This window comes from Dinghuibacter silviterrae, assembly GCF_004366355.1.
GTDB lineage: Bacteria > Bacteroidota > Bacteroidia > Chitinophagales > Chitinophagaceae > Dinghuibacter > Dinghuibacter silviterrae.
The window spans coordinates 3,129,596-3,150,891 of record NZ_SODV01000001.1 but is presented as its reverse complement, the minus strand read 5'-3'; the positions used below and the strand labels follow the sequence as shown (position 1 = coordinate 3,150,891).

Genomic DNA, 21,296 nt, shown 5'->3' with positions numbered 1-21,296 from the left:
TGTACAATTTACTTACGTAAAAGGATGATTTTTTGCGTGGAAACCAATCGATTCTGATCGTAGAACGCCAGCACATACATCCCCGCCGGCAACCAGGGCACCGATATGGTCGCGGTGCCGTTGACCTCGTATTGGCCGACCCGCTGACCCGCCCGGTCATACAACTCCATCCGGAGCACGCGGTTGAACCCAAACGTATTCACGGTAAAGAAGCCCACCGCCGGGTCGGGCGAACAAACGATCGCCACGAACGGCGGCACCAGCCGGACCACCGAATAACCGGTGTGCCCGTCCTGCCCCACGATCTTTACCCGGTAATACGTGACGTCCCCGTAATAGTCGTCGTCCTCCTGGTCATACCGCACCGGGGTCGTGCTGGTCCCGTTGGCCGTTTGGGTCGGCACCACCGCCACCGTATAAAAACTGTCCTCGTCCGCCCTTCTTCTTTGCAATTCATAGTGCGCCACGCTGCGTTCGTATTGCGTGATCCAGAACGTCCTGACCAGCCGGATCGTCTGCCGGTACGCCTGGAACTCCAACTGGGCGTCCGCCGGCGTCTGTTCCGCCACCGACAGGTACGCATTCGCCAGGAGCACGCTTGTAAAATCCCTTAGGTTGGCAAACGTGCTCGGCAACTGCGCCCCCGTCGTCAGCGTCCCCGGGTTCAGCACCCCTTTCGGTCCGGTGGTATCCCAATCGTTGCCCGTAAACAGGGAGATATAGCTGCTGTCCCGGTGCAACGGGAAAAACCGCCCCTCGTCTCCTATATCGTGCTGGAGCCAGACCGACACATCACCGATGTTCAGCCCCGGCTGCCCCACGTTCCACGTCTTCAGCACCACCGTTTCCGGGTTCGTCGTCCCCGAGGTCGCGTTACTATAGACGCTGTCAAACACCCGCGCGTGAAATGTCATCGGGTAGGCCGTATGCGATTGGAGCGCCAGGGGTGAATAACTCCCCGGGTAAGCGCCCACCGGAAAAACGACCAGGTTGTCGTTTTGGGTCAGCGACTCCCGGTAAAGGCTACCGCCATTGGGTTCCAGGCCGGTGACCACGAATTGCCGGTCGGAGTAGCCCGTGATGGTGCTGCCATGGCTCATGTTGAGGTTGTTCCCATTCAAGAAAACGTATCCGGTTTCAAAGTTCAGGCTATGCCGGATTTTTACATCCGAGCCGGGTTCCAGGATGAGGCCTTCGGTGTTGGCGATGCTTATACCTGGGAAGCCCGGGCCCTGCCCGGTTGCTTCGTTATACGCCCCCGTTACATATTGCGGGCTGCTTTGGATGAACCGGAAAATGCCGCCGGCGCCCTGGGTCGTGTCCAGGCCATAATAAGCCTCATCCGGCATTTGCCCTCCCGCGCCATTTTGCCACTCGGTGCCGTAGAAATTTATGGCGGCGCCGTTGAGGGTGCCCCAGCGGCCGCTGTTGAGGACGTTGCCGAAGATGGCGACCGTGTCGCCGGGGTGGACGGTGAGGTCGGCACCGGGGGGGAGGTACACTTGCGCAGCGGCGGTGCTTGTGCGCAGCAGCGCCAGCACGCAAAGGGGCCATATCGTTTTGGCGCAGGTCACTGGATGATGGTGATGTCGAAGACGGTGCCCGACGGGATCGTTGCACCCAGAAGCGTCGAACTGATAAAGCCGATCGTCACTTTGCCCGCCTGATTGCAATACGCAAACGCAATCGCCACACCGTTTGGCAGGGCCGTTTCCGGGGATACCATGACCGTGGAGTGAAGGGCAACGGTGTTAATGTTGATTTGTTGCGTAATGGTGCCCCCTGACGCGGGCACCGCAATCCCACTGCCATTGACGGTATACGATCCCTTGATTACGTCATTCAACACCGTCCCGCTACTCCCCAGCTTAAACGTCCCCCCGTCATCCAGGTTCGCCGCCGGGCTGGTATTGGCAATCCCCACCTGCCCGCTGCTGTTGATCCGCATCGCCTCGTTGGTGGTCGCCGTACCCCCGGTAAAAAAAAGCAGGTTGTGCCCCGAGGTTGCGTTCCCGATGACAAAATCGTTGCCCGTGCTATAGAGATACGCGTTGTCCGGCCCACCCGTGATCGAGGTGGTATTGTACTGGCTCGAATTGATCCCCAGGTCCACATAGTTCACCGACTCGGTCCCGTTGTCCGCCGTGGCCACCACATCCGAACTAGCGCCGGAGTTATTGCTCAGGTTGTTGATGTTCAGCTGGAAGTAATTGGCGACCGTTCCCTTCGCCACGATGGCGTTGTATGAAGTGGTCGTACCCGCATTGACCAGCAACTTTTCGGCAGCACCCGACGTAAACGTATTGGTCCCGATCCCCACCGTCCCGTTGACGCTGTCCAGGTACATCCGTTCCACGTTGTTCGTCCGGATGTGCAGCCCTACGTTGTTGGTCGTACCGAGAAAGTTAGTGGTCCCGCTGGTGGAGCCGTTGCCGCTAAGATTCCAGTCCACCCCGCTGGGCTCAAAGGTCGAAGTCGCCAGTTTGCGCACCAGCCCGCTGGTGATCGTGAGCAGGCTGTCCGTGGTGGCGCCCGCCTGGACGCCGGTCAGGGTCAGGGGGTTTGTCCCAAAGACGTGCAGGACGGTCGCCGGCGAGGGTGTCCCGATCCCCACATTCCCCTGTACCAGGAGTCCGTTGGTGGGCGCCGCGCTGCTTCGGTAGCCGCTCCCGATGGCCATGTTGCTGTAATCCCAGACATAAGACGAAGGCGTCGTCGAGACCCCGTCATCCCCGAGGATGACCGTGGAAAGCGCGTCATTCCCATACCCTACCCGGATAGGCCGCCGTGTGCTGTTGTCCCCGGAAATGGCGTCAAGGATGGTGGAGCCATTGCTCGTGGACATGCGGATAAACGTACCGTTGACGTTCCCCATATAGTCTGGGTCTCCCAACCATAACTGCTTGTTGTTTGTTTGGTTGAACCCCAATACCATGGCGGCCCCGGTGCCGGTATTGGTCCCGCCGATCGAATTCCCCGTCAGGCGGATCCCCTTGCTCGTCGCACCCGTGCTTTGGTAAACCGTAAAATCGGACCCGGGTGTATTCGTACCGACGCCCAGCCGGACATTGGTGGAGTCCCAGAAAAGGGAGGCGTTATTTTGCCGGAGCGCGCCGCCCGTCCCGGCAAACGGTATCGAACCCGCCGTCAATCCCGTCGTCGTCAGATAGGTGGGCGTCACATTGACCCATTTCGTACCATTGTATTGCAACAGTTGCCCACTGGAAGCACTCGCCAGTGTCACGTCTAGCAACCGGCTCAGCGAGTCCTTTGGCAACGCAAAAGACGTCCCGTTCCCGGTCGACGAATTGACCGTCACATTATAGCCGCTGACGCTGCTGCTCAGGTTCGTCACATAATTTGCCGCGGGCAGTTTCCGCACCAGCCCGTTGGTGATCGTCAGCATGCTGTCCGTCGTGGCGCCCGTCTGCACCCCCGTCAATGTCAGCGGGTTCGTCCCGAACACATGCAGGGCCGTCGCCGGTGCCGTTGTCCCGATGCCCACCAGCCCACTACCGGTTATCCGCATCGCCTCATTGGTGCTCGCGGTCCCCCCGGTAAAAAAACGCAGGTTGTAGCCCGTCGACGCATTGCCAATAACGAAATCGTTGCCCGTACTGTACAGATAGGCGTTGTCCGGCCCACCCGTGATCGACGACGTATTGTACTGGCTCGAATTGATCCCCAGGTCTACGTAGTTCACCGACTCCGTTCCATTGTCCGCCGTCGCCACCACGTCCGAACTGGCGCCGGCGTTATTGCTCAGGTTGTTGATGTTCAACTGGAAGTAATTCGCGACCGTGCCCCGTGCCACGATGGCGTTGTAAGAGGTGGTCGTACCCGCGTTGACCAACAACTTTTCCGGCGCCGCCGCTGTAAACGCATTGGTCCCGATCCCCACCGTCCCGTTGACGCTGTCCAGGTACATCCGCTCCACGTTGTTCGTCCGGATGTGAAGCCCCACGCTGTTCGTCGTACCGAGAAAGTTGGCGATCCCGTTGGTGGAACCGTTGCCGAAGAGGTTCCAGTCGACGCCACCCGGTTCAAAATTCGAGGTCGCCAGCTTGCGCACCAGCCCCCCTGTGATGGTCAATACACTGTCGGTCGTAGCGCCCGTCTGCACCCCCGTCAGCGTGAGCGGGTTCGTCCCGAAGACGTGCAGGGCCGTGGAGGGCGTCGTCGTCCCGATCCCGAGAAAGCCGCCGCTGGTCAGCCGCATCCGCTCGGTATTGTTCGTCACGAACGGCAAGTCATAGGCATTGCTCGTCCCGAGGGTCTGAATACCCGTCATGGTGTTCCCCCCTAGTAGCCAGGCGGTGCCCGACGACACGTAGGACGGCGTCACGTTGACCCATTTCGTGCCGTTGTATTGCAACAATTGCCCATTGGACGGGCTCGTAAATGTCACGTCCAGCAACCGGTTCAGCGAGTCCTTCGGCAACGCAAATGAAGTCCCGCTCCCCGTCGATGAATTGATCGTTACATTATACCCGCTCACGCTGTTGCTCAAATTGGTCACATAGTTCGCCGCGGGCAGCTTCCGCACCAGCCCGTTCGTGATGGTGAGCATGCTGTCTGTCGTTGCGCCCGTCTGCACCCCCGTCAGCGTGAGCGGGTTTGTCCCAAAAACGTGCAGGGCCGTGGAGGGCGTCGTTGTCCCGATCCCAAGGAACCCACCGGCGGTCAGCCGCATCCGCTCGGTGCTCCCGGTGACAAACGGCAAATCCGTGCTGCTAAGCGTCCCAAAATTCTGCACACCGGAAAGCGTATTGCCGCCCAACAGCCAGGCGGTCCCTGAAGAAACGTAGGAAGGCGTCACATTGACCCATTGCGACCCGTTGTATTGCAGCAGTTGCCCGTTGGACAGGCTCGCCAGTGCCACGTCCAGCAACCGGCTCAGGGAATCCTTGGGCAAGGCAAAAGAAGTACCGCTCCCCGTCGACGAGTTGATGGTCACATTATATCCGCTCAGGCTGCTGCTGAGGTTTGTCACATAGTTCGCCGCGGGCAGCTTCCGCACCAGCCCGTTCGTGATCGTTAGCATACTGTCGGTCGTCGCCCCCGTCTGCACCCCCGTCAACGTGAGCGGGTTGGTGCCAAAGACATGCAGATAGGTAGACGGTGTCGTCGTATTGATGCCCAGGAATCCGCCGCTGGTCAGCCGCATCACCTCGGTGCCCGACGCCATGATGCTGGTCGCCGTATAGACGAGGCCGGTACGGAAAGTAATGGGGATCGATGCCTCCGACCCCAGCATCATCTGGGTCCCGTCGTTGCCTAAGAACGAGGTATTGACGTTTGTTTTTGTAAACGCAAACAACAGGTTCCGGCTGCTGCTGCCCGACCCGTACTGGACGACGCTGCCCGTCTCGTTGGCGGGTACGTTCGTCTCGCCGAAGGCCATCCGGTTGGCGGAGTTGTATGCATAATTGGGATAGGTCGTCGCCGAGGATACGATGGTCCCGTTGACGTCCAGCTTTTGCCCGGGCGTCGTCGTTCCGATGCCGACACTGCCGCTGCTGGTGATCCGCATCCGCTCCGACAGCGCGTTGGCGTCCGCACCGGGTATTTTTGTAGAAAAAAGCAGGTGCGCCGAATAGTTGCCGTCATCGAGCACCCCCACCATTCCGTTAGGGTTGGAGGTACCGCTGTACGTTTTGAAAAGAATGTTGGCCGTTCCCGTCCCCCCACCCCCCGTCGTGGTTTGCAGGAAAAGCACGGTCCCATTGGTGGTCAGCACGTGCAAGGGAGCGGCGGGTGTCGTTATCCCGATGCCCAGGTTGCCCCCACTCGTGAGCCGCATCCGCTCGGTATTGTTGGTGGCAAAAGGCAGGTCGTAGGCGTTGTTGGTACCCAGCGTTTGAACGGACGAAAGCGAATTTCCGCCCAACAACCAGGCGGTCCCCGAGGACAAGAAGTTGGTCGCGGGCAGTTTGCGGACGAGCCCGCTCGCAATCGTCAGGACACTGTCCGTCGTTGCGCCCGTCTGCACACCCGTCAACGTGAGCGGGTTCGTCCCGAAAACGTGCAGGGCCGTGGCGGGCGCCGTTGTCCCTATCCCAACCAACCCGCTACCGGTAACCCGCATCGCCTCGTTCGTACTGGCGGTACCCCCGGTGAAAAACCGCAGGTTGTACCCGGACGACGCATTCCCGATCACAAAATCGTTTCCTGTACTGTACAGATAGGCATTGTCGGGCCCGCCCGTGATCGAAGACGTATTGTATTGGCTCGAATTGATGCCCAGGTCTACATAGTTCACCGACTCCGTCCCGTTGTCCGCCGTCGCTACCACGTCAGAGCTTGCGCCCGAATTATTGCTCTGGTTGTTGATGTTCAGCTGGAAATAATTCGCGACGGTGCCCCGCGCCACGATGGCGTTGTAAGAAGTGGTCGTACCCGCGTTGACCAACAGCTTTTCCGGGGCCGCCGCCGTAAACGTATTGGTTCCGATCCCTACGGTTCCGTTTACGCTGTCCAGGTACATCCGCTCCACGTTATTGGTCCGTAGGTGCAGCCCGACGCTGTTCGTCGTCCCGAGAAAATTCGTGGCGCCGTTGGTCGAGCCGTTACCTAAGAGGTTCCAGTCGCTCCCGCTGAGTTCAAAGTTCGAGGTCGCGAGCTTGCGCACCAGCCCTCCGGTGATCGTGAGCACGCTATCGGTGGCGGCGCCCGCCTGAACGCCGGTCAGCGTGAGCGGGTTCATCCCAAACACGTGCAGGGCCGTGGAAGGCGTTGTCGTCCCGATCCCGAGAAAGCCGCCGCTGGTCAGCCGCATCCGCTCGGTGCTCCCGGTGACAAACGGCAGATCCGTGCTGCTAAGCGTCCCAAAATTCTGCACGCCGGAAAGCGTATTCCCCCCCAACAGCCAGGGCAACCCCGATAAGCTGACGGTCTGCCACCGCCCCCCCTTGCGCAACCGGAAGCTGCTGTCCCCGTTGAAAAAGATCAACGTCCCCGTCGGCGCCGTGGTCAGGGGGACGAGGGTCGTATCCGGGATGCGCGTCAGCAAAAGACCCTGGTTGTTGCTTTCGAGCTCCAGCAGGGAGGATTTGTTGATGGTCGACGGGTTGTTTCCCAGTTTGAGCTGCTGACCTTCCGCCACCAGACACTGGAGGGAAAGAACCCACAAAAACAGCTTCCGTGTCATCTTATTTCTTGATCACATACCAATTGGTGCCGTCGGTCTGGAGGCAAACAAAGGTCCAGTCGTTGTAGATGATGTAGTTGGCGCCCCCGTCGATCGTGCCGGACGTGGGGGTGATGGTCAGCGCGTTGTCGATCCCGCCGGTACCGATCTTTTTGATGGTATAGATCCGTCCGTTGATCGTGCCGGGGTTGGGAAGGGTGATGGTGATGGCGGCCGAGGTGGCGTCGGCGAGCACCGTGTTGTCGGTGGCCGCGACCGTATAGTTCCCGGTGACCTTGGTGATGTTGGACCCGATCGACCCGTTGACCTGGAAGGTGGAATTGGCGGTCGTCCCCGTGGCCAATCCCACCGCGAGGGAATCCTTGAAGTTCTTGTACCCGCCAAACGACTGTCCGCTCGTGTGGTTGACGACGCCCCTGACGGTTGGACTGGCATCAGGGATGTCGATCACGGTCTGGGTGGCGGAGCTGCTGTCGATGTGGATATCCTTTACGGTCCCCGAGTCGGTGCCCGTCACAAGCTGCTTGAAGGCCGCCAGGCCGATGGTGCGTTGCTGGACGGTCCCGTTGGCCGCCTGGATCAGCACGCTCACGCTGTCGTTGGCGGGTGCCTGGGGGGTATTGGTCAGCACCAGGTTGCCGTTGACGGTCGCGTTCTGGTTGGCCACAACGTTCCCGTTAAAGGTCTTGGCGCCCCCGAAGGTCTGGGTGGTGGTGTCCACGCCCCCCGGGTGGGTGGCGTCCGCCGCGTGGAGGATGAGGGTTCCGTTGGACAAAGTCATCCCGGTCGAGTCCGGGGCGGTGGAAAACAACGTATGCAGGATCTGGAAGCGATAGGCGGAATCGAAGCGCAACCAGTCGTGATAACTCAACAACCCCCGGGAGGTGACGCCGTTCCCGTTCTGGGTGGGGATGTTGAACGTATGCACCCCATTGGAGGACGTAATGGTAAAGTCCGTGGTCTGGGCACTGTCGACGGCAAAGTTCTGTACCGAGTCCCGGAGACCGTTCAACGACACAATGGCGTTGTCAAAGGCCGCCGCGGACAAGGACCGTTGCACGATGGTCCCCGTCGAGGTGTCGATCACCATCACCTGGACCTGGTTGGACCCGACCGGGACCGTACCCGAAGCAACTTTCAGGTTCCCGTTGGACGTGACCCGCAAACGCTCCGCCCCGTTTGTCTTTACGATCAGCGGTTGTGCGTCGGTGGTCCCCAGGAAGTTCACCGTGGAATCCAGCCCGGCATTCCCCGTGGTGTTCCAGTTTTTGGCGTTGGCGACGCTGTCTGCGGACATCCGTTGCCAGAGGCCGTTTTTCCGGATAAACAGGCTGGTGGAATCGGTCACATATATGATCATCCCGTCCGGTGCCGTACTCAGGGGGGCTGTCGTCAGGTTGGCCCCGGGAATCCTGGGCAACAAAAGACCCTGGCGGGTGCTTTCCAATTCCAAAATGGAGGACTTGTTGATCGTGCTGGGATTGGAGCCGATCTTCAACTGCGCAAAGCCGCACTCTCCCATAAGCAACAGGAGGGCCGCAAAAAGAAGTCGTTTCATGAACACAATTGTTTTAGTGTAGGATAGGCCGAGGGCCACGACAGAGGCACGGTTCATCATGTTAATGATATTGGATGTCGGACAAAAATAATAGCTTATTCCGCCCAACCGAAACATCGGGGGCATTCATTCCATTCATTCCCGTTTAGTCGTGCATTGGAGCGCCTACGGGCGGTTCAGGAGCCGGGCGAGCACTTCCTGCATCCCCAGCGTCGCCGGCTGTTCGATCAGAACGAGGTGGGGCGAGGGCGCCACCGGCGGTATTTTTTTGTCGACGACAAGGACAGGCACCCCGGCGGGTGCCATGTTGATCAAACCCGCCGCGGGGTATACCTGTAACGAGGTACCGACCACCAGAAAAATGTCGGCGGAAGCCGTCACCTGGGCCGCCCGCCCGATCATCGGTACGGGTTCCTCGAACCATACGATGTGCGGCCGCCACCACCCGCCGTCCGGTGCCAGGGCGCCTTCCGGCATATCGTCGTGGATGGCCTCGACGAGGGTTTCATCCCGGTCGCTGCGCATCTTAAAGATCTCCCCGTGCAGGTGGATGATCCGGGTCGATCCCGCGCGTTCGTGGAGGTCGTCGATATTTTGGGTAATGACCGTCACATCATACTGCGCTTCCAGGGCAGCCAGCGCCTTGTGGGCTGCGTTGGGTTCGGCCGCGCGCACGTCCCGCCGGCGCATATTATAAAAGTCCAGCACCAGCTTTGGATTCCGTCTCCAGGCACGGGGCGTGGCGACCTCTTCGATGGCGTAGCCTTCCCAAAGACCGTCGGTATCCCTAAAGGTCCGCAGGCCGCTTTCCGCACTGATACCGGCGCCGGTCAGGACAACAAGATGGGGCTTGGACATACGTCACTTATTATTGTGAGGGAGGGATCGTCAATTGGGTACTGACCTCCGGAAAAGGTTTGCGGATCGTGGCAAGGTCTTTATTGCTCGCATCCAGGAACGTCCAGTGGTGGCCGCCGTCCATGGAAAAACCAATGAGATAGGTCGTTGAATGTATGACCCCTGAAGGCGCTTTCAGGTCCAGATATTCAGGCACCACGCATTGTAAACCGCTGTTTGTTTTTACGATCGAGGTGGGTGTACCTACCGAGACACCGGTGATCGTGACCCCGTTATTTTGCATTTGCGCCCGCTGGGCTTTTATAACCGCGGACATTTTGTCCTTGCCCCCCATCATCTTTACAATTTTGGGATAGGTATACTGACCGAGGACCGTATAATTCTCATTGGAAAAGGCCTCCGCCATCCGGGCTGCCTGGGCATGGGCACTATCCGAAACAGCCTGGGCGAACGGGAAAAAAGGGAGACAGGCAAAAAGGACGAAGGGAAGGATATATTTCATGCCCTAAAATACAATTACATTTGAGCTCATATATGAAAAATTATTTCTCCGGCAAAACCGTCTGGATTACGGGTGCCTCCTCCGGCATCGGGGAAGCCCTCGCCTACGCCCTCGGCGCCGAAGGCGCGCAACTGATCCTCTCCAGCCGCAGGACCGACGAACTCGAACGCGTCCGCAAGGGGTGCACCAACCCCGGGCAGGTACGCATCCTTCCCCTCGACCTCGTGGACATGGCATCGCTGCCCGGCAAGACCGCCGAAGCCATTGCCCTTTTCGGCCACATCGACGTCATGGTCCACAACGGCGGGATCAGCCAGCGGTCGCTGGTGGTGGATACCGCCCTGGACGTGCATCGCCGGGTCATGGAGCTGGATTATTTCAGTTATATCGAACTGACGCGCCTGCTCCTCCCCCACTTCCTGGAAAGAAAGACGGGGCACTTCGTCGTCACCAGCAGCGTCATGGGCAAGCTGGGCACGCCGCTCCGGTCTGCGTATGCCGCGGCCAAACACGCCCTCCACGGTTATTTTGATTGTCTTCGGGCCGAGGTGGCCCATGCGGGTGTACAGGTGACCATCCTCACCCCCGGGTATATCCGCACCCAGATAGCGCTCCATGCGGTGACCAAGGACGGCACGCCCCTGGGTTCGGCTTCTGAAAACATCGACCATGGGCTGGATCCCGCCGTCGCCGCCCGCCAGATCGTCCGGGCCGTGTCCGCCGGGCGCTTCGAAGTCTATATCGGGAAGTTCGGCATGGAGGTGATCGGGTTATGGATGGCGCGGTTCTGGCCCAGCTTCGTGGTGCGCCAGGCGTCGAAGTACGCGCCGAAGTAAGCCCCCCTTACAGATTCGGGACGTTCGCCGTCTTGGAACTCACCGTATGCGCACTAAATATCCCGAGCGCCCCACCGGTGATGTTCGTCGTAGGATTCCCCGGAGCCGCATTCCCCGCCTGGCTTTCCGTGATCTGCGTCACCTCGTAAAAGTAGTTGTAGACATTCTTGTCGATACAATACATGTCGATCCGGCACTGGTCAAACGGGTGGATATCGGACGTGTCCGTCTGTAACGGCTCGTGGATATAACGGCCGTCGGACAACCGGTCGCTGAACACAAAGGTCTTCTGCACCTCTTTGCCGTTGTCATACACCACGAACTGGTAATAGTTCGCCACCCCCGCGGGATCCTGGAAGTTGGGGATGGGTTGGATATCCTTGTTTTTGCCGCCGAAGCTGGCGTTGTAAAAGGTAATGCTGTCCAGGTTGACCGGGGCCGGCATGGTGGACATGGCCGTGTACGTATTCCCACTCGATGTCACGGCTAATCCGTATGTATGCCCGGAAATACCCTGGATCGTATGCGTTTTATACAAACCGGGGCTTGTTTCCGTAAGGGTGTCCGCGAAGTTGGCGTTCACGTCGGCGATGATGACGGTGGCGCCGGTGACCGGGGGAAAAGTATCGTTGGCGTAGTAATCCACCGATGTACTGAGTTTGACGGTATAGGGGCCGGCGAGGTTGGTCACCTGTCCGTCGATGACGAGCTGGGGACTGGTGGTGTCCAGGTTCAGGTGGACCGTCTTTTGACAGGCAGCCAGACCGGCCAGGACGACAAGGAATAAAAGGCGGGGGGACTTCATTATGCTTAGAATTTGAAGTTGTAGGTGATGGAAGGAATGATGCCAAACAGCGCCGTTTTGGTGGCGATGGTCTGGCTCGGATTGTTCGGGTCCTGTTTAAAGGTGATGGTGTAGGCGTTCCAGCGGTCGTAGGCGTTGTAGACCGAGAACGTCCAGCTGCTTTCGCGGTGGGCCGTCTTTTTGGTAATAACGGTCGCGCCTAAGTCAAGACGGTGATAGGCCGGCATGCGGTTCCCGTTGCGTTCGGTATACAACCAGACCGGTGCGCCGTTGACCTCGTACTTACCCGACGGCCAGGTCACGGGATACCCCGTGTTGTATACCCAGTTGGCGGAAAACGACCACTTTTTGGTGACCTTGTAGGTACCCACGATGGAAATGTTGTTGGGCTCGTCCTCGCGGGCGGGGAACCAGGTGTTGTTGTTGATCCCCGGGACCTTGATTTCCGTCTTTGACAACGTATAGGAAATCCAGCCTGTCAGGCGCCCTTCTTTTTTCTTTGCATACAACTCCAAACCATACGCGCGGCCCGGTCCGTATAAAAGGTCCGCCTCCACGTTCTCGTTGGCTTCGAGCTGCGCCCCGTTCTTATAATCGATCTGGTTCTGGAGCGCCTTATAATACACCTCCGCCGACAGTTCATACCGGTTGTCCGAGAAGTTCCGGAAGTAGCCCATCGACACCTGGTCGGCGATCTCCGGTTTGACATTCGGGCTCGACGGGATCCACAAATCGGTCGGGGTGCTCGACGTGGCATTCGACAGCAGGTGCAGGTTCTGGACGTTGCGGGCGTACGCCAGTTTTAGCGAACTCACGTCGTTGAGCTGGAAGCTCGTCGAGAAACGGGGTTCGAGGTTAAAATAGCTGGTGACCACTTTACCCGAGGCCGCGGTTTCCGTATGGTCCACATTGCCCACGGAATCGTAGGAATAGAAATTACCCGGCCCCAGCACCTGGAACAAGCTGGCGCGCAACCCATAGGTGACCTTCCACCCGCGGGCCGGCGTCCAGTCGTGGGACACATACGCCGCGCTTTCCAGGGAATACTTCTTTTGAAGCGAGAGAGGATTATAGCTGGCCCCCGCGTTCGTATTGATGATCCCCGGGGAAAGCGTGTGATGGATCACGTCCACCCCGAAGTTCAGCTTGCTGTCCGTGCCGAGCGAATACTGGAGGTCTTCTTTGAAGTGAAGGTCGATGATCCGGGAGGCAATGGTGATGTCGTCGTTGTTGCTCGTGATCCCGATGTCGTATTTATAGTTGCTGTAGATCAGGGAGGTGTTGGAGAAAAGACGGTTGGAGAAGATATGGTTCCACCGCAGGGTCGCCGTGGAATTCCCCCAGTCGATCCCAAACTGCCCCGTGACCCCCAGTTTGTCCTGCCCCAGGTAACCCGACAGGAACACCCGGTCCTTGTCCCCAAAAGAATAGTCCGCCTTCAGGTTCAGGTCGTAGAAATACAACTGGCTTTTGCGGAGCGTCGTATCTGCCGATGCTTTGAGAAACAGGTCCGCATACGTCCGCCGGGCCGTGATCAGGAAGGAGCCCTTGTTTTTCTTGATGGGCCCTTCCAGGTTCAGGTGGGAAGCGATCAACCCGATGCCCCCGCTCACGCTATACCGCTGGTCGTTCCCGTCGTTCATCCGCACATCCAGCACCGAGGACAGGCGGCCGCCGTATTGGGCGGGCATTTCTCCTTTATACACCGTCACGTCTTTGATGGCGTCCGAGTTAAAGGTGGAGAAAAAACCAAGCAGGTGACTCGGGTTATATACCGTCGCCTCATCCAACAGGATGAGGTTCTGGTCCGCGGCCCCGCCCCGGACAAAAAAACCGCTGTTCCCGTCCCCGGCCGATTCGATACCCGGGAGCAACTGGATTGTTTTAAGGATGTCCTTTTCCCCAAAAAGAACGGGGATATTTTTTATGTCCGCGGTGGAGAGTTTTTGAACCCCCATCAGCGACTGGGTGATATTGCTGTTGGAACGGTTGCTCCGGATCACCACCTCTTTCAGTTCCTGGCCCACCGACAAGGATACCGAGACCGTCGTATCCCGGGTCAGGTTGACCGCCACCGTGTCCGGGGCGTACCCCGAAAAACTGATCAGTATGTGGTACCGTCCGGCCGGGGCCGTGATGGAATAAAACCCGTAAGCGTTGGTGACCGTCCCCACCGATGGTCTTTCCAGGAGGACCACGCTGGCACCGATCATCGTTTCACCGGAGGAGCCGTCCCTCACGGTACCGGCCAGGGTATGCCGGTCTTTGTTTTGAGCCGCCAGGGCCAGCGGTGCGAAAAGGGCTACAGATAGCAGTTTGATCATGGCGTTTTGCATGGTGCAAAGATGCTTTGTCAAATGTTAAAGATTTGTGGTATTGCTGCGAATCAAACAAATTTCACCTTGAATCGGACAACTATAGCGTTAACCAATCCAACAGGGCGGATACCCTGGTTTTGGCCACCACGATAGGTTCGTCGAAGGGGACCGACAGTTCGAGTTCGTATCTTCTTGGGAACGACTGGAATGCACCCTTTACGGCGGACCGGTTCACCAGGTATTGCCGGTTGGCGCGGAAAAACATCCGGCCTCCCAACTTTTCCAGTTGGTCCAGCGTGTGGTCGATGGCGTACGCGACACCGTCGTTTTTGATCAACCGGACCGTGTCACTGTCGATGTAAAAGAGCGCCACATCGTCCAACCGTATGGGTAAAACCTTGTCCCGGTAATAGACCAGTACGGAGCGGGGACGCTGCTCCAGTAATTCCGCGAGGCGCCCATAGTCTGTGACCGGGGAGAAGTGGCGGCTCCACTGCCGGTACCGGTCCAGGGCGCGCCGGACGGAGGCAGTGTCAAAGGGCTTTAGGATATAGTCGATCCCGTTGTGTCTGAAGGCGTCGATAGCGTACGCATCGAAAGCGGTACAGAAAACCACGGGCTGTTTTATGTGGCGTATTTGTCGAAAAATATCGAAACTCAGGCCATCGCTGAGTTGAATATCTGAAAAAATGAGGTCTGCTTCGAGGTCGACGGGCCACCACGCCACGGCATCCTCCATCGAATGCAGGATTTTCGCGATCACCACGGCCGGGTCCGCTTGTTTGAGCGTCTCCGCCAGGTCCTCCGCGCTCATGGGCTCGTCTTCAATAATGATGATCTTCATCTGCTGGCATCAAACCCAGGCTCACCTGGAAAAACGTTTCGTTTGTCGTGACGCGTATGTCTTCCTTTAACAACATCCGGTAGCGTTCCGACAGGTTCACCAGCCCCAGCCCCGTTCCCTCCTCCATTTGCTGTTTCGGCTGCCGGTTGTTCTCCACGAGCAGGCGGCCGTTTTCATCGAACCGTATGCATATAATGAGGGGCGACTTCAGGGTCAGGCTGTTGTGTTTGATGGCGTTTTCCAAAAGTAGTTGCAAGGAAAAAGCGGGCAACAACAGGCTTCGCCGGTTCCCGTCCGGTATGTCCACGATGTAGTGTAGCCCTTCCTGGAAACGGGTCTGTTGCATGTCGAGGTAGTACATACTAAACCGAAGCTCTTCCTCAAGGGTCACCAGGCTTTGTTGGGTATGGCTCAAAGAAAACCGCAGGAACTCGCTCAACTTGATCAGGTATCCTTCCGCATCCGGCGGGGAACGCCTGATCAGGGATTTCAGGGCGTTCAGGGAATTGAACAGAAAGTGCGGCTGGAGCTGCCGGATCAGTTTTTCGTGCTGGGCTTCGAGGTTGGCCACACGGAGTTCCGCGTTTTCCAGCCGGACCCGGGCGGCGTCAAGACGGGACAACACCAGCTCGATGATGACCAGGGCCAGGGTCTCCACGGCAATCGTACCGGACGTCAGCTTCAGGAGCCCTCCGTGGTCGTCAAAATGCACCCAAGCCCCAAAAATCGCCACCATCGTCAAGTATAGCGCGACAAAGCCAGGCAGGTAAAAGTTCAGCCAGCGGCTGGGAAACCGGCGCGAAAGCACGGGTTGCAGCCACCGCAGGACGGCGAGGTTCACCGCCCAGCAAAGCGTCAGGACCAGCGGCTGGGTCGTCAGGCGGAACCCCGGCGTGTGTCTGTCGCCAGGCCCTTCGTCCGGGCCACCCAAATAAATGTTGAGCAGCAACATGAGGAAGGCGAATACGATGAACACTATCCCTACCCGTATCAGTTGTTTGTATTTTTCCTCCATCGCCATGGACATAAAGGTAAGATAAGCCCATGCTTTCTTATACGCTGTGGGGGTGAAAGGGACAATTTGGCGGCCGGGTGGGCGATTTCGGGGCGCAAGCCATCCGGAGAAAAATTTCGTATATAGGATACAATAACGCGACTGCTTATGAAAAACAACCTTTTGTTGCTCCTGATCGTTGTCACCGGGTTGTCCTGTAATCGGTACTACTATCGCCCCAATGCCGTCAATACGCCGCTCTTTACCGGGGGCGGGCAGGCCCACTTCGCGGGGACCATGGGGGTTTCCGGTGAGAGCAAAAGCAACGGTAACGACTGGGGCTCCGAATTCTATAACCTCCAGGCCGCCATCTCCCCCGTGAACCACCTTGCGGTTCTCCTCGACTATAGCTCTTACAACTACCACACCAACAACCCCGATAACAACGGCAACGTCAACGCCTCCGCCCACCTCCTCGAAGGCGCCGTCGGCGGCTACTACGCCAAGGGCCGGAAGTTCAAACTCGTCACCGACCTTTTTGTCGGCTACGGCGCCGGCCCCATCTGGAGCGACGTCAACATGAACATCGACCGCTTCTACGTCCAGCCCGGGATCGGCGTCCGCTCCCCCTGGTTCGACGCCGCCTTCAACCTCCGCATCAGCAACGTCAATTATTCCCACTTCAACGCCAACGGCCACGACAACGCCTACCTCCAGGACCACGCCCTCATCGACACCGGCGGCGTCCGCATCGACGGCCGCAGTTACGGGTTCCTGGAGCCCGCTTTTACCATCCGCGGCGGGTACCGATTCTTAAAATTCCAGATGCAAACGGTGTTTGCACAGGACGTCAGTAATGTGCCATGGCATTACAATGGGTTTATGTTTACTGTGGGGATATACTTTAGTTTGGAGGATGCGCTGCACGCGCGTTAGGGCCGGTTGGCCGCCAGTACCCGCAGGAAATTGCCTCCCGCGATCTTTTGAATATCCGCGCGTGAATACCCCTGCTTCCGCAGCGCTTTTGCGATCTTTCGATAATCGCGGACATCGTCCATGCCCTTTACATAGGACTCCGCCCCATCAAAATCCGCCCCGATCCCGACGTGGTCCGCGCCGATCAGCTTCACCATGTAATCGATGTGCCGGATCAGCAGCGCAAAGGGCGGCCGCAGTGCGTCCACCTCGGCCGGATGAGCCGTATAGAGCCGCTGCACGGCCTCGTCCGGATCACCCCCCATCGCCTTTGTCAGGGAATCCAGCTCCACCCGGTGCCTGGCCAGGAAGTCCGCCCGCCCCGGGCTATAGGCACTGTCGATAAACGCGCTGTAAAAGTTGACAAACACCACCCCACCCTTCGCTGCCAGCGCCTTCAGCTGGGCATCCTTCAGGTTCCGCCGGTTGGGATCCAGCGCAAACGCCGAACTATGAGACGCGATCACCGGTTTTGTCGACGCCGCCAGCACATCGTAAAAGGTCTGGTCGCCCACGTGCGACACGTCCACCATTACCCCCAGCTCGTTCATCCGGGCCACGATGGCCCTACCCTTGTCCGTTAGTCCTTTGTGGGATAACGAGTCCTTTTTTAACACCTCGTCCCGGGCGGAGGTTGCCCAGGCTGTGCTGTTGTTCCACGTCAGGGTCATATACACCATCCCCCTCCTGGCCAGGCTGTCCAGGTAGTCCATGCGGTCTTCGATCATGTGTCCGCCTTCGACACCGATCAGGGCGGCAAAAAGATGTTGCTGCATCGCTGCCTTTAGCTCCGTCGCATTTCGTACCAGCACCATCTTTTTTGGGTTCCGCGCCGCCAGCGCCTGCAGCGAGTCGATCTCCTGGTTGGCCCTTTTGAAGGCCCGCCCCGGCCCATACTCTTCCCCGCACCAGATCGAAAACACCTGCGCCGCCATGTGCGCCGCCTTTGCTTTGGGCAGGTCCAACTGTACATCCTTCTGGGACCGGCCCAGGTCTTCGCCGCTGCGTACCTGTTCGCTCAGGACGTCGTTGTGCGTATCGATCCAGAAGAGGCGCTGGGCGCGGGTGGAGAGGGCGGTAAAAAGGAGGGCGGCCACCAATGATATACGCATGGCATAAGTTTCATTGAATGTACGCGATTTTCGTCTGGTAGTCGATCTGCAGCAACGACACCGCCCTCGCGGGCAACGCCACGGGCCACTCCAGTCTCCCGTTCCTGACGGGCACCGTCCGCACGGGCCCAAAGGCCTGCAAACCGCCGGCCTGCTCCAATTGCGCGACCTGCGCGGCCGTGGGCGTCTGGGGGGCCCCCATCCGGAGCCAGGCGGTGTAGGCGTTACTATGGGTCTCGTCAATGCGAAACTCCCGGACGTGGGCGATAGGGGCGGGGACGCGGAGAATCGTCAGGACGGCGCGAAGCGTGTCCTGGCTGGTCTCGTCGGCCTGGTAGTTCCAGGTCATGAGGTGGAGGCTGCCGGGGGTGGCGGTGGCGAGAACCGGTGCGGTCGAATCTGTCCCGGCGAGCCGCCCCCGCATCCTTGCCAGCATCCGAAACACATTGACGACGGGCTTATCCACCCCATTGGTCGCGAGGTCGCGGAACCCCGCAAACCAGGGTTGCCCTTCGAAGGTGAACGCCCAGGTGGTGGCGGCGGCGAGGTTCACGTGATAAAAAGCCGCCAGTGCATACAGCCGCGCAAACGCCTCCGCGGTATACCCCGAATACATGGTGCCATTGCGATATGCGTTCTCGGGGTTGGTAGCCACCGAACAGGCTGCGCAGCCCTCGGGATCGAATTCGGTCACCAAAACAGGCAGGCTGGCGAAGGCCGACCCGGAAACCAGGCGGAACCCGTTTTCCACATCTTTCAGCTCCGGCGCCATGTTCATCCGGACGTGGCCGTCGGCGATATGGGGGCTCCCTTTGGCGTGAAAGCTGACGAAGTCGAGGGGGGCGCCCGCAGCACCGGTAGCCGCGTTATGTCCGGAGTGACAGTGTTCCAAAAACGCCGACAAATAAGCGGATGCCTTATCCCAACCGGGCCCGGTGCTGGCCGGCCCGCCGACCCGGGCGCCGGGGCAGGCGCGGCGGACGGCGTCGGCCGTATAGTCATAGAGGCTGTCGTAGGCAGCCGCCGAGCCACGCCAATACCCGATATTGGGTTCGTTCCACACCTCCCACCACCAGGAGGCGACTTCGGCGGCCCCGTACCGCCCGACGCAGTGACTGACCCAGGCGTAGACCAGGGCGGCCCATTTACCGTAGTCGCGCGGAGGATAGGCCCAGCCTGTAAAGATGTCGCCGTAGGATTTACCGGGGGCCCAGTGGTGACGGTAGGGTTCGGGGTGGACGGATAGTGCTTCGGGCATAAAGCCAACCTCGGCGATGGGGCGGATGCCGCGATGAACGAAGGCGTCAAAAATGCGGTCGGTGATGGTCCAGTCATAAACAGGCTGGCCCGCGGCGTCCTCGGTATAAGCGTTGGTAGAGCCCCACTTCAGGGCGGGTTGACCATCGCCGGTGGTGAGGAGGTTGTGGACGCGCATGGTGACGGGGCCAAGCGAAGCCAGCTCGCCAAGCAGCTTCGAGCCGTCAGGGCCGTACGTATAATTGGGCTCATCGCAGCCGAAAGAGGCCCAAACAGGGGGTAGGCTGTCACCCAGACGGGCGGCGTCGACGATCCAGTTTGGACCCTGGGCCGAAACCCGCAAGGAAATAAGTGTCAGGAATACAGGAAGCAATCTGCGCATAGCCTTAAGCTACGCATTCCGCTCCAAATGGTTCATTTTACTTTTTCCCCCGCCAGTTCCATCAACACTTTGTACTCGGCGTCCTTGACGGCGCCGACGGAGAGCCGTCCCAGGCGGACGAGGTCGAGGTCGGTGAGGCGCGGGTCGGCCTTGATGGTGGCGAGGCCGACAGGTTTTTTGAGGCGCCGCACGGGCGACAGGTCGACCACCACCCAGTTGGCATCATCGGTGGTAGGGTCCTGGTAGGCGGGCGTAACGACCTCGGCAAGACCGACGATCTCCAGGCCTTCGTTGCTGTGGTAATAAAAAACCTTGTCGCCCTTTTTCATGGCGCGTAGGTTGTTCCGGGCGGCGTAGTTGCGGACGCCGTCCCAATGGGTTTTGCCGTCTTTTTCAAATTGGTCCCAGCTGTATTTGCTGGGTTCGGACTTCACAAGCCAGTAGGCCATACGCGAGAATTTTAAGCGTTCCACTCCCACCCGCTGGCGAGGACGTCAGCAATGTGCATGGTTTTCAGATCCACACCCTTGTGCCGTATCGCGCCATCCAGGTGCATCAAACAGCTGAGATCAGTAGAGATGATATATTGCGCCCCGGTGGCGACGGCGTGCCCGATTTTCTGCTCCGCCATCGCGATGGAGATGGGCTCGAATTTCACCGCAAAAGTACCGCCAAAACCGCAGCACGTTTCGACATCTTGCATCTCTACGAGCTCCAGGCCTTTGACGCCGGCGAGGAGGCGGCGGGGGCCTTCCTTGATCCGGCACTCGCGGAGGGCGGCGCAGGAGTCGTGGTAGGTGGCTTTGCCTTCGAGGACGGCGCCGACCTTGTCGACGTGCATGACCTCGGTGAGGAACTCGGTGAACTCATAAGAGCGGGCGGCGAGGTCCTTGACGGCGTTGTGGCGGGAGGAATTATCGAACAATTTGCTGTAGTAGTTGCGTACAAAACCGGTGCAGGAGGCGCTGGGGGCGACCACGTAGTCGGCGCCCTTGGTGTCGTTCAGAAACTTGGCGGCGACGTCCCGGGCTTCGTTCCAGTAACCGGCGTTAAAGGCGGGCTGGCCGCAACAGGTCTGGGCGGGGTTGTAGTGAACGGTGCAGCCTACCCGCTCCAGGACCTTGACCATGTTGAACGCGGTCTGGGGGTAGAGCTGGTCTACGAAGCAAGGAATAAATAATTCGACATTCATGGATGATTCGTACGCATCGCTTTTTGCAGAGCCACCATTTTGAGCGCGGTGATCGCGGCTTCTTCGCCTTTGTGCCCGTGGGCGCCCCCGATGCGATCAAAAGCCTGTTGTTCGTCGTTGACCGTGAGTATCCCAAAAATAACCGGCACCGGCAGGGACAAATTCAATTGGGTCACCCCGGCCGTCACCGACTGACAAACATACTCAAAGTGAGGAGTCCCCCCCTGGATGACACAACCCAGCGCGATAAAGACGCAAGGGCGGTGGTTCCAATATTTGGCGGATTCCCAATAGGCCCGGATGGCAAACGGGATCTCCACGGCCCCGGGTACTGTCACCGTGGTGATGGCCTCGACCTTGCGTTCGACGAGCGTCTTGCGGCAACCCTCTTCGAGGGCGTCGACGATCGCGGCGTTCCATTCCGTCCGGACAATGACAACACAGGCATCCCTTGCGTCCAGGATGCCTGCATCATCTATATATAGATTGCTGTTGCTGACTTGCGCCATAGTG

The 21,296-nt window shown here is 59.0% G+C and carries 16 protein-coding genes; 2 read left to right on the top strand and 14 right to left on the bottom strand.

Annotation, left to right across the window (positions count from 1 at the left end):
• Positions 1–8: 8 nt before the first annotated feature.
• From EDB95_RS13670 to EDB95_RS13650, 5 genes are all read right to left on the bottom strand, one after another.
• Positions 9–1,574, bottom strand: coding sequence for a T9SS type A sorting domain-containing protein (locus EDB95_RS13670; RefSeq protein WP_133994360.1), 1,566 nt, complete (start codon positions 1,572–1,574; stop codon positions 9–11).
• Entirely contained in the window at positions 1,571–7,150 is a 5,580-nt protein-coding gene (locus tag EDB95_RS13665; RefSeq protein WP_133994359.1) for a beta strand repeat-containing protein, read from the bottom strand. The genes EDB95_RS13670 and EDB95_RS13665 overlap by 4 nt, the downstream gene beginning before the upstream one ends.
• 1 nt (position 7,151) lies before the next feature.
• A complete protein-coding gene (locus tag EDB95_RS13660) occupies positions 7,152–8,708 on the bottom strand; it encodes a hypothetical protein (RefSeq protein ID WP_133994358.1) in 1,557 nt (518 codons plus the stop codon).
• A gap of 165 nt (positions 8,709–8,873) precedes the next feature.
• Positions 8,874–9,566 carry an SIR2 family NAD-dependent protein deacylase gene (locus EDB95_RS13655; RefSeq protein WP_133994357.1) on the bottom strand — a complete coding sequence of 231 codons (693 nt, stop codon included), beginning with the start codon at positions 9,564–9,566 and terminating at the stop codon, positions 8,874–8,876.
• Between the two features lie 10 nt (positions 9,567–9,576).
• Positions 9,577–10,068: a hypothetical protein gene (locus EDB95_RS13650; RefSeq protein ID WP_133994356.1), complete on the bottom strand. Its 492-nt coding sequence runs from the start codon at positions 10,066–10,068 to the stop codon at positions 9,577–9,579.
• Positions 10,069–10,100: 32 nt separating this feature from the next.
• Between EDB95_RS13650 and EDB95_RS13645 the strand changes: the two genes are divergently transcribed.
• Complete coding sequence (locus EDB95_RS13645) at positions 10,101–10,904, top strand: SDR family oxidoreductase (protein WP_133994355.1); 804 nt, start codon at positions 10,101–10,103, stop codon at positions 10,902–10,904.
• A 7-nt stretch (positions 10,905–10,911) separates the two neighbouring features.
• Here the strand turns inward: EDB95_RS13645 and EDB95_RS13640 are convergent, their stop codons facing one another.
• From EDB95_RS13640 to EDB95_RS13625, 4 genes are read right to left on the bottom strand one after another with little or no spacing between them, the layout of a single operon-like run.
• Positions 10,912–11,709, bottom strand: coding sequence for a DUF4249 domain-containing protein (locus EDB95_RS13640; protein ID WP_133994354.1), 798 nt, complete (start codon positions 11,707–11,709; stop codon positions 10,912–10,914).
• Between the two features lie 5 nt (positions 11,710–11,714).
• Positions 11,715–14,066, bottom strand: a complete 2,352-nt coding sequence (locus EDB95_RS13635) for a TonB-dependent receptor (RefSeq protein WP_246073632.1) — start codon at positions 14,064–14,066, stop codon at positions 11,715–11,717.
• Between the two features lie 58 nt (positions 14,067–14,124).
• Positions 14,125–14,871: a LytR/AlgR family response regulator transcription factor gene (locus EDB95_RS13630; RefSeq protein WP_133994353.1), complete on the bottom strand. Its 747-nt coding sequence runs from the start codon at positions 14,869–14,871 to the stop codon at positions 14,125–14,127.
• Positions 14,852–15,898: a sensor histidine kinase gene (locus tag EDB95_RS13625; RefSeq protein WP_133994352.1), complete on the bottom strand. Its 1,047-nt coding sequence runs from the start codon at positions 15,896–15,898 to the stop codon at positions 14,852–14,854. Before EDB95_RS13625 ends, EDB95_RS13630 begins: the two co-directional genes overlap by 20 nt.
• A 135-nt stretch (positions 15,899–16,033) precedes the next feature.
• Between EDB95_RS13625 and EDB95_RS13620 the strand changes: the two genes are divergently transcribed.
• A complete protein-coding gene (locus EDB95_RS13620; protein WP_133994351.1) occupies positions 16,034–16,801 on the top strand; it encodes a hypothetical protein in 768 nt (255 codons plus the stop codon).
• Here the strand turns inward: EDB95_RS13620 and EDB95_RS13615 are convergent.
• The 5 genes from EDB95_RS13615 to ribH are packed head-to-tail and all read right to left on the bottom strand — an operon-like array spanning position 16,798 to position 21,292.
• Positions 16,798–17,952: a dipeptidase gene (locus tag EDB95_RS13615; protein ID WP_133994350.1), complete on the bottom strand. Its 1,155-nt coding sequence runs from the start codon at positions 17,950–17,952 to the stop codon at positions 16,798–16,800. The genes EDB95_RS13620 and EDB95_RS13615 overlap by 4 nt on opposite strands.
• Before the next feature lie 10 nt (positions 17,953–17,962).
• Positions 17,963–19,591, bottom strand: coding sequence for a GH39 family glycosyl hydrolase (locus EDB95_RS13610; protein ID WP_133994349.1), 1,629 nt, complete (start codon positions 19,589–19,591; stop codon positions 17,963–17,965).
• 32 nt (positions 19,592–19,623) lie between these two features.
• A complete protein-coding gene (locus EDB95_RS13605) occupies positions 19,624–20,040 on the bottom strand; it encodes an EVE domain-containing protein (RefSeq protein WP_133994348.1) in 417 nt (138 codons plus the stop codon).
• 11 nt (positions 20,041–20,051) lie between these two features.
• Positions 20,052–20,783 (bottom strand): (Fe-S)-binding protein, encoded by a 732-nt coding sequence (locus EDB95_RS13600; protein ID WP_133994347.1) that lies wholly within the window; start codon positions 20,781–20,783, stop codon positions 20,052–20,054.
• The gene (gene ribH, locus EDB95_RS13595) at positions 20,780–21,292 is read right to left on the bottom strand and encodes a 6,7-dimethyl-8-ribityllumazine synthase (RefSeq protein WP_133994346.1); all 513 of its coding nucleotides are present in this window, start codon (positions 21,290–21,292) and stop codon (positions 20,780–20,782) included. The genes EDB95_RS13600 and ribH overlap by 4 nt, the downstream gene beginning before the upstream one ends.
• Between the last annotated feature and the right edge of the window lie 4 nt (positions 21,293–21,296).